Here is a 9276-nt window from a genome sequence, read left to right as displayed (position 1 = left end):
CGCCCTCGCCGGCAACGCGGCCACCATCGTCAACGACCTCTACTCCTACACCAAGGAACTCGACAGCCCCGGCCTGCATCTGAACCTGCCGGTGGTGATCGCGCGGCGCGATCAACTCTGCGAACGCGACGCCTACTTGAAGGCCGTCGAGGTCCACAACCAGCTCATGCACGCCTTCGAGGCCGCCGCGGCCGAGGTCGCGGCGGAGTGCCCCCTGCCCAGCGTGCTGCGCTTCCTCAAGGGCGTGGCCACCTGGGTCGACGGCAACCACGACTGGCACCGCACCAACACCTATCGCTACAGCCTGCCCGACTTCTGGTAACGAACGGATATTCCTGTGACCACGGAAACGACCCCCGCCCTCTCCGCGACGATCCCGGCCCCGGCGACCCCCTACCAGGAGGACATCGCCCGGTACTGGAACAACGAGGCGAGGCCGGTGAACCTGCGCCTCGGTGACGTGGACGGCCTCTACCACCACCACTACGGCATCGGCGCCGTCGACCACGCCGCGCTCGGCGACCCGGAGCACCGCGAGTACGAGAAGAAGCTCATCGCCGAGCTGCACCGGCTGGAGTCCGCCCAGGCGGAGCTGCTTCTGGACCACCTCGGTGCCATCACGAGCGACGACACCCTCGTGGACGCCGGCTGCGGGCGCGGCGGCTCGATGGTGATGGCCTACCGCCGGTTCGGCTGCCGGGTGCAGGGCGTCACCCTGTCCGAGACGCAGGCCGAGTTCGGCAACGGGCGCGCGCGGGACCTCCGTATCGAGGACCATGTCCGCTCCCACGTCTGCAACATGCTGGACACCCCCTTCGCGAAGGGCAGTGTCGCCGCCTCGTGGAACAACGAGTCCACGATGTACGTCGACCTGCACGATCTGTTCGCGGAGCACTCCCGCATCCTGGAGGTGGGCGGCCGCTATGTGACGATCACCGGCTGCTGGAACCCGCGTTACGGCCAGCCGTCCAAGTGGGTCTCCCAGATCAACGCCCACTTCGAGTGCAACATCCACTCCCGCCGTGAGTACCTGCGCGCCATGGCCGACAACCGGCTCGTGCCCCAGACGATCATCGACCTGACCTCCGACACCCTGCCCTACTGGGAGCTGCGGGCCACCTCCTCACTGGTCACCGGCATCGAGGAGGCCTTCATCGAGTCCTACCGGGACGGCTCCTTCCAGTACGTCCTGATCGCCGCCGACCGCGTCTGAGCCCCGGTCGACTCCGCAGCCGACAAAGCGGTCAGGGACCCGCCCGCCACCTCCGGGCCCCGCCCTGACCGCACTGCTCACGGCGTCGCACCCTGCCACGGAAGCCGGGCGGTGCAACCGGCGCGACCGCAGGAGTGTCGTGGACGGCATGATCAACGCATCCGCCCGCGACAGATCACCGCCCTCCCACGACATCCGTACGACGGCCCCGGCCACCCCGACCGAGGAGTCGGCCTCCGCGAACGCGACGGAACCGCCACAGGACGTGGAGAAGGTCCGCGACGCGTTCGCCGGACTGCAGGCCACGTACAACGACGGCTGTACGACCCCCGGGAACCGCGCGTATTTCCTGGGCCGCCTGCACGATGAACTCACCGGTCTCGACAAGGCGATGAGAGCGGACCCCCAGGGCCCGGGCCACTTCAAGGAACCTCTCGCCCGGCTCGCGAAACTGTGGGGCGAACTGGGCGACGACACCTCCTTCGGGAACCTGAAGAAGCACCAGGACCAGCTCACCGGAACCCGGGACAAGATCAACGCCTGGATGCAGGGCCACCCCGAGGACTACCGCGGAGCACCCACGCAGGCCACGCAAGTGCTGCCCGTCGATCCCGGTATCACGGCACTGCCCGTGCAGTGCTACGAGACGAACCCCTGGCACCCGTCGGGTAGGGCAGCGGCCCCCGCGCCGCCTTTCGGGCCGTGTTTGGCAAGCTGGCCGTATGAACAGTGCTGGTGAGCGGGTGTGCGCGGCGAGGATCCTGGTCGTCGACGACGAGCCCGAGGTGCGGTACGCCGTCGAGGACGGCCTCGCGGTGGAGGGCTACGACGTCCGCGGGGCGCAGGACGGGCCCGGCGCGCTGTCCGCCGTGGCCGCGTGGGAACCCGACGCCGTGGTCCTCGACGTGATGCTGCCGGGCCTCGACGGGCTCGCGGTCTGCCGACGGCTGCGGAACCTGGGCGACCGCACCCCCGTCCTGGTCCTCACCGCCCTCGGCTCGGTACGCGAACGGGTCGACGGCCTCGACGCGGGCGCCGACGACTACCTGGTCAAACCCTTCGCCCTGGACGAACTCGTGGCACGTGTACGGGCCTTGCTGCGCCGCTCCGCACCCGCCGGGCCCGCGGCCGGGACGGAGCTGTCGTTCGCCGACCTCGTCGTCGACCCGGTCACCCGCACCGGGCGGCGCGGCGCCCGCGCCGTCGAGTTCAGCCGTACCGAGTTCTCCCTGCTGGAGCTGCTGCTGCGGCACCCCGGCCAGGTGCTGCCGAGAAGCGTGATCCTGGACCGGGTGTGGGGCCGCGATTTCGGACCGGAGTCCAACTCGCTCGCCGTGTACGTCGGTTACCTGCGGCGCAAGCTGGAGGCCGGGGGCGAACCCCGGCTGGTGCACACCGTGCACGGCGTCGGCTACCGGCTGGACCTGCCATGAGGGGCCTGCCCTGGCGCCGGGGCGGACGGAGGGGCGGCGGGTGGCCGCGCCGCCGGCTGCGCACCCGGCTGACCCTCGCCGCCTCGGCCGCCGTCGCCGTCGTCGTGGTGGGGGTCTGCGCCGCCGCGTTCCTCGTGATCCGGCAGCAACTGCTGCACCAGCTGGACCTGCATCTGACCCAGTCCGCGCGGCTCGCTGCCCAGCAGTACCGGCAGGAACCGCCGGGCGTCGTCCAGGGGGAATGCCGGTACCTCGCCGCCCCGGCCTGCACCCAACTGGTGCCCGCTCGCGCCGCCGACGATCCGGCGGGCCCCTATCTGCTGCCCGTCACCGGTGCCACCCGCCAGGTGGCGGCCGGTACCCGCGGCCCCTTCTACAGCGAACTCCGCCTCGCCGGCCACCGCGCCCGGATGCTGACCACTCCCCTCGGGGCGGGCCGCGCCCTCCAGGTCGCGGTGCGCGCCGACACCGTCGACCAAGGGGTACGGCAGGCCGCCGGACTGCTCGGTGCCGTCGGCGCGGCCGGTGTCGTCCTGGCCGGGGTGCTCGGCTTCTGGGTCTCCCGGACCGGCCTCGCCCCGGTCGCCCGGCTGACCGCGACCGCGGAGCGCATCGCCGCCACCCGCGACGCCCGCCACCGCATCGAGCTGCCCCCGAAGCGGGCGGACGGCGACGACGAGATCACCCGGCTCGCCGCCGCCTTCAACACCATGCTCGGGGAACTGGAGAAGTCCGTGACCGCCCAGCGCCGGCTGGTCGCCGACGCCTCCCACGAACTGCGCACCCCGCTCACCGCGCTGCGCGCCAACCTGCTCGCCCGCTCCGACCGGCTGACCGCGGCACAGCGCGAACGGGCGGCCGGCGGGCTCGGCCGCCAGCTGCGCGAGGTCACCGTCCTCGTCAACGACCTGATCGAACTGGCCCGCGAGGAGGAGCCGGACCCGCTGGTGGAGGACGTCCGACTGGCCTCGGTCGTCGCCCACGCGGTCGACGCGGCCCGCGACCACTGGCCGGACGTTCCCTTCCGGCTGCGGATCGCCCACGACACGCAGACCGGGACGGTGGCGGGCGTACCGGCGCGGCTGTCCCGGCTGCTGTCGAGCCTGCTCGACAACGCGGCCAAGTTCAGTCCGCCCGGCCGCCCCGTCGAGGTCACCCTGGCCCGTACGACGGGCGGCACGGTCCTGGAGATCCGCGACCACGGGCCCGGCATCGCCGCCGAGGACCTGCCCTACGTCTTCGACCGTTTCTACCGGGCCCGCACGGCCCGCGCCCTGCCCGGCTCCGGGCTCGGTCTCGCCATGGCCCGCCAGATCGCCCGCGCCCACCACGCCGACCTCACCGCGGGTCAGGCGCCCGGCGGCGGTGCGCTCTTCCGGCTGCGGACACCGGATTCCGCCGCCTCCGACGGCCTCTCACAAGTCTCTTATCCCTGACCACCACAGTGACGGACCATGAAGGCGAGGAAGATCAGGAAGACCAGGAAGAAGGTCGTCGCGCTGAGCGGCGCCCTCGCGGTGCTCGGCGTGGTCGGCACGGCCACCGCGTTCGGCGACGGCACCGGTGACCGGCAGCGCGTCGAGGTGCACGGAGGCCGGGTGACCGTGCCCGTCACCGGCGGACACACGACGGTGGACACCGCGTCCCTGGCCGTGCGCGCACAGGCCGACGACGGCCGCGGCTGGCAGCTCTCGGCGCCCGCGGCGGACGGCCTGGGCCCCGCAGGGAAGGTGTCGGTACGCGGGAGCGAGGCCACCTGGCGCTATCCGTCGACGGGTTTCACCGTGACCGCGGCCGCCCGCGACGGACGCCTCGCGGTGTCGGTGCGCTCCGACCGCGACGCCACGCTGAACTGGCCGGTGACCGGCGCCGACCCGGGCACCCGGGAGATGCAGATACCGCGCGGCGAGGGCCTGTCGGTGCCGGTCGCCGACCGTTGGTGGAACTCGTCGAAGGCCGGGCTCGCCGGCAGCGAGGCGGGCCTGTCCGACGGCCTGACCATGCCGTTCTGGGGCACCAGCCTCGCCGGACGGCACGGGTCGAGCTACATCGCCGAGTCCGACATCGGCAGCACACTGACGTTCGCCTCCACCAGCGGCCGGCTGCGCACCGAGGCGCGGCACACGTTCTCGGCGCGGGAGGACACCGGCGACTACAAGATCACCTTCGCGCTCACCGACGGCTCCCCGGTGGCCGCCGCCCGCGACTACCGCGCCTGGCTGCTCGGCCACGGCGGCATCACCACCCTGCGCGCGAAGATCGCCGCGAACCCCGCGGTGGGCAAGCTGGTGGGCGCCTTCCACGCCCACACCTGGGGCCAGGCACGCACCGCCGAGGGCGTGCGCCGGCTGCGGGACCTCGGCATCGACCGGATGTGGCTCGGCTACGACGCCGACGGCTCGCCCATGGACGCCAAGGCCGTCGCCCTCGCCGAACGCTCCGGCTACCTCGTGGGACCGTACGACTCCTGGGCCAACGCCCAGGACCCGGACTCGGCCGACACCCCGGTCTCGAAGTGGCCGTCCCCGGTGTGGCCGGACGCCTGCGTACGGGACGCGGACGGCAAGCCGGTCACCGGTTTCGGCGGGCGCGGCTGCTACGTCAGCTCCGAGGCGCTCCGGCGCGCCGAGCCGTCGAAGCACTATCTCGCCGACCGGACCCGGGAGATGACGGCCAACGGCGCGGACAGCTACTTCCTCGACGTGGACGCGGCCGGCGAGCTGTTCACCGACCGGTCCCCGGCGCACCCGATGACCCAGGCGCAGGACCGCCGCAACCGGCTGGAGCGCATGGCAGGGCTGTCCGGCGACCGGAAGCTGGTGCTCGGTTCGGAGAGCGCCGGTTCCTGGGCGAACGGGGTGGTGTCCTTCAGCCACGGCTCCGGCACACCCGTCACCGACGGACTGTGGGCGCTGGAGCGGGACCGGGCCACCTGGGGCGGTTACGCACCCGCGGGCGCGCCCGGGGTCTACTTCAAGCCCGTCCACCTGCCGGACGACATCGCCAAGGCGATGTACGACCCGAGGTACCGGGTGCCGCTGTACCAGACGGTGCTGCACGACTCGGTGATCAGCACCGAGCGCTGGGAGCTGTCCTGGTCGAAGCTGCCGGACCAGAGCCGCACCCGCGCGCTGCTGGCGATGCTGTACAACGTGCCGCTCAACCTGGTGCTCGACCAGTCCGAACTGGACCGGCACGGTGAGCAGATCGCCGCGCTGCAACGGTACTTCGAGCCGCTGCACAAGGCCGCGGCCACCCTGCCGATGACCGACTTCCGCCGTCTGACGCCGGACAGCCTGGTGCAGCGGACGACCTTCGGCGACGGCACCCTGACCGTGACCGCCAACTTCTCCACCGCGACGCACGACGGCCTGCCCGGCGGATGCGTCGACGCGGTGCTCAAGGGCGGCAAGGCCCGGCGCATGTGTCCGCCGGGTCTGTGAGCGCCGGGGTCCGCCGGGCCTGTGACCGCACGGGTCCGGCGGACCGTTGTGGCCCGGCGGCTTGGAGGGCTGGCGGACCGGGGCCGATCAGCAGGTGCGGAAGGTGTAGTTCGCGGAGCCGCGGACCGAGACGTCCAGGTCGCGCCGGACGATGCCGAGCTTCGGGCCGAAGTCCGCGCAGGCGTGGTCGAAGCCGCTGTTCTTGTACTCGATCACGAAGACACGGTTCGCGTACGCCTTGGCGTACGCGCCGCACTCGTTGTACTGCCCGCACTCCTCGGCGACGGCGAAGTCGAAGCCGATCTTCGTGCGGTCCGAGAGCATGTCGGCCGTGTTCTTCTGCCCGACGGCGAGACCGGCGGCGTGGGCGCGGCCGGCCAGCAGCTTCGCGAAGGCCGCGTTGTCCGCCTTCGTCAGCCGGCCGCCGGAACGCTCGTAGGAGTCGAGGTTGTCCGGCTCGACGGCCTGGAAGCCGCTCTTGGCACAGCCGTCGATCCACGCGCCGACGACCGTGGCGAGACGGGAGCGCTTGTCGGCCGTGGATGTGTCCAACAGCGCCTCGTCCCAGTCCTCGTCGATCACCGGCCGCTTGCCCTTGCCCCGCAGGACCAGATCGGGATGGTTCTTCGTCCACCAGCTCAACGAATCGGGCTGGGCCTGGAACGCGTTCACGTAGCACACGTTGTAGAGGCCCTTGGCAGGTTTGGCCGACCGGTCGCGGGACACGGCGGTGACGCCCTTGGCCGGGGTGTACGGGCCGCCGATCTGGTAGTCGAACGTGGCGTCGGCCGCGGGGAGCACCACCTTCGGCGCCGCCTTCGCGGCCGGGGTGTCCGCGAAGACATCGGACAGCGTCAGCCCCGTCCCGAGAGCGGCGGCGACCCCGACGGCACCGGCGACGACGGTGCTCCTGCGGCGGAAGAAAGGTACAGCGGAGTGCTTCGACACACGGACTCCTGTGCAAAGTTCGTACTGACCCGCACATCCTGAGCCGCCGACCATGAGGATTTCATGAGGGACGCGGAGCCCGGCGGTGCCCGGCCGACCGCTGGAGCGGCCCCAGCGTCAGCACGAAGGCCGAACCGCCGCCCGGCCTGCGCCGCACCGTCACCTCCCCGCCGTGCGCGGCGGCGACCTCCCGCACCAGCGACAGCCCGATGCCCGTGCCACCGCCCTCGGAGCGGAACCGCTCCAGCAGGCCGGGCAGCTCCTCCGGGTCCACCCCGGCGCCCCGGTCCGCCACCGTCACCGCCGTACCGCGCACCATGACGTCCACCTCGGCGCGGTCCTGCGGATCTCCCGGCGTCCGCCCGTGCCGCAGGGCGTTGGCCAGCAGATTGCGTACCGCGATCCGCACCAGCGCCGGATCCGCCGTCGCCACCGACGCGTCCAGAAAGGCCGTCACCGTGTGCCGGGAGACCGGCAGTTCCTCGCAGACCTGCTCGACCAGCTGGTCGAGGCGCAGCGGCACCGGCCGGAAGGTGTCCGTCGCCTGGAGCCGTCCGCGGGTGAGGATGTTGTCGACCACGTCCGTCATCCGGTCCGTGGCCCGCCGCAGCCGCGGCAGATGTGAGTGCAGGCCTCCCGGATCGGTGTCCGCGATGTCCACCGAGCCGCGCATCACCGCCACCGGGGTACGCAGCTCGTGCGCCGCGTCCGCGAGCAGCCGCTCCTGCGCGTCCAGCGCCTCCCAGGCGGGCCGCATGCTCCGCCCGGACAGCACGTATCCGGTCGCCGCCGACAGCAGGACCAACAGGCCCGAGCCGGACAGCACCGCCACCACCAGACGCCGGTGCTCGGCCCGCCCTTTCCCCGGATCGCCGACCACCACCACCGCGCCGGCCGTCTTCTGCGACTGGTCCTGGTAGTACGGCAGCGCCAGCAGGAACACGGGATCGCCCGCGCCGGTCCGGGCCCGGGTGCTCACCGTGCCGTCGTGGGTCATCGCCCGGTGCGCGATCCGGTCGACCGCGCCCGCCTCGACGGCCGTACCGGGGCCGTGCGAGGTGAAGAGCCGCCGCAGCCGCCCCCCGTGCGCCTGAAGCACGATCACCTGCGCGCCCGCGCTGGTCGCCTCGTCGTCGTACAGGCCGTCCAGCTGGATCCCCGCGTCGGTGTAGTAGATCAGCGACACGGCCACCGCCGCCCGCCGGTGCAGGTCCTCGTACTCGGCGGACTGCCAGGACCGCGCGTCCGTACGGACCACCAGCCACGACAGCGCGCCCACCCCGGCCAGGGTGATGAGCGTGTACGCCAGCGTCAGCCGCCACTGGAGCCGGCCGAGACGGCGGCGAGCCGGGGACGGGGTGCGCCGCTCTTTGGCGGTACGGGCGTCCCGCCGGGGGAGGAGCCGTGTCAGGAGTCCGCGCCGCGGCGCCCGGCGCGGGCGGCTCTGCGCCGGGCGCTGCCCTTCGTGGTCGCCCGTCACACCGGATCCGCGCTGCCGGAGAACCGGAACCCGTGCCCGCGCACGGTCCGGATCGGCGAGGGCGGTCCGAGCTTGCGCCGCAGCCCCGCCACGACCGCGTCCACCACGTTCGAGACGGGGTCGGCCATCTCGTCCCAGCAGTGCTCGATCAGCGTCGAGCGGGTGACGACCTCCTCGGGGTGCAGGAGCAGCAGGCGCAGCACCGCGTACTCCTTGGGCGTCAGGGACAGCAGGATCCCGGCCCTGCGCACCTCGCGACGGGCCTCGTCCATCTCGACGTCGCCATGGCGAAGCCGCACGGGCGTCCGCTCCGGTGCCCGGCGGAGGAGACTGCCCACCCGCACCACCAGCTCCACCATCGCGAACGGCTTCGCCAAGTAGTCGTCCGCCCCCGCGTGAAAGCCGTCCACCCGGTCCGGTACCTCGTTCATCGCCGTCAGACACAGCACCGGCGTCGTCCACCCCCGACGCCTCCGCTCCCGGAGCGCGTCCAGCGTGTCCCCGGACGGCACCATGCGATCCAGGACCACACAGCTGTACGGCGCGAGGTCGAGCAGAACATCCGCGTCCGGCCAGTCCCCGACAGCGTCCACGGCGTACCCGGCACCCCGCAGCCCTGCCTCGATGACATGCCGAAGATCTTCGTCGTCCTCGACCAGGAGCACACGCATGGTTCTGACTCGTCCTTGGGGCTAGGGCGGCGCAGGGGGAGGGGCGCGCCGCCCTAGCCCCAAGGACGAGTCAGAACCATGCGTGTGC

General features: G+C 72.4%; 9 protein-coding genes. 6 read left to right on the top strand and 3 right to left on the bottom strand.

Annotated features, from left to right (window positions below):
- From CCN72_RS41015 to CCN72_RS33345, 6 genes are all read left to right on the top strand, one after another.
- Positions 1-322 (top strand): terpene synthase family protein (locus CCN72_RS41015; protein WP_425276195.1); only part of this gene is annotated, 322 nt, incomplete at its 5' end.
- A gap of 15 nt (positions 323-337) precedes the next feature.
- Positions 338-1213, top strand: a complete 876-nt coding sequence (locus CCN72_RS33365; protein WP_086811996.1) for a geranyl diphosphate 2-C-methyltransferase — start codon at positions 338-340, stop codon at positions 1211-1213.
- A 148-nt stretch (positions 1214-1361) separates the two neighbouring features.
- Entirely contained in the window at positions 1362-1952 is a 591-nt protein-coding gene (locus CCN72_RS41585; protein ID WP_143664287.1) for a hypothetical protein, read from the top strand.
- Positions 1936-2646: a response regulator transcription factor gene (locus tag CCN72_RS33355; RefSeq protein ID WP_085568273.1), complete on the top strand. Its 711-nt coding sequence runs from the start codon at positions 1936-1938 to the stop codon at positions 2644-2646. The genes CCN72_RS41585 and CCN72_RS33355 overlap by 17 nt, the downstream gene beginning before the upstream one ends.
- Positions 2643-4082, top strand: coding sequence for a sensor histidine kinase (locus CCN72_RS33350; protein ID WP_086811992.1), 1440 nt, complete (start codon positions 2643-2645; stop codon positions 4080-4082). The genes CCN72_RS33355 and CCN72_RS33350 overlap by 4 nt, the downstream gene beginning before the upstream one ends.
- Before the next feature lie 18 nt (positions 4083-4100).
- Positions 4101-6089, top strand: a complete 1989-nt coding sequence (locus CCN72_RS33345; protein WP_086811990.1) for a glycoside hydrolase — start codon at positions 4101-4103, stop codon at positions 6087-6089.
- An 87-nt stretch (positions 6090-6176) separates the two neighbouring features.
- On the opposite strand, the gene CCN72_RS33340 is transcribed toward CCN72_RS33345, so the two are convergent.
- From CCN72_RS33340 to CCN72_RS33330, 3 genes are all read right to left on the bottom strand, one after another.
- Complete coding sequence (locus CCN72_RS33340) at positions 6177-7037, bottom strand: endo alpha-1,4 polygalactosaminidase (protein ID WP_086811988.1); 861 nt, start codon at positions 7035-7037, stop codon at positions 6177-6179.
- A 61-nt stretch (positions 7038-7098) separates the two neighbouring features.
- Positions 7099-8517, bottom strand: a complete 1419-nt coding sequence (locus CCN72_RS33335) for a sensor histidine kinase (RefSeq protein WP_341868904.1) — start codon at positions 8515-8517, stop codon at positions 7099-7101.
- Positions 8514-9188: a response regulator transcription factor gene (locus tag CCN72_RS33330; RefSeq protein ID WP_086811987.1), complete on the bottom strand. Its 675-nt coding sequence runs from the start codon at positions 9186-9188 to the stop codon at positions 8514-8516. The genes CCN72_RS33335 and CCN72_RS33330 overlap by 4 nt, the downstream gene beginning before the upstream one ends.
- Positions 9189-9276 lie beyond the last annotated feature (88 nt).

This window comes from Streptomyces murinus (assembly GCF_002154555.1).
Classification (GTDB): domain Bacteria; phylum Actinomycetota; class Actinomycetes; order Streptomycetales; family Streptomycetaceae; genus Streptomyces; species Streptomyces murinus.
This window is presented reverse-complemented; position numbering and strand designations above follow the sequence as displayed.

Bases quoted from the DNA above. Each gene is read 5' to 3' on its own strand.
- CCN72_RS41585 (WP_143664287.1), top strand. From the start codon at position 1,362: ATGATCAACGCATCCGCCCGCGACAGATCACCGCCCTCCCACGACATC.
- CCN72_RS33355 (WP_085568273.1), top strand. From the start codon at position 1,936: ATGAACAGTGCTGGTGAGCGGGTGTGCGCGGCGAGGATCCTGGTCGTC.
- CCN72_RS33350 (WP_086811992.1), top strand. From the start codon at position 2,643: ATGAGGGGCCTGCCCTGGCGCCGGGGCGGACGGAGGGGCGGCGGGTGG.
- CCN72_RS33345 (WP_086811990.1), top strand. From the start codon at position 4,101: ATGAAGGCGAGGAAGATCAGGAAGACCAGGAAGAAGGTCGTCGCGCTG.
- CCN72_RS33330 (WP_086811987.1), bottom strand. From the start codon at position 9,188: ATGCGTGTGCTCCTGGTCGAGGACGACGAAGATCTTCGGCATGTCATC.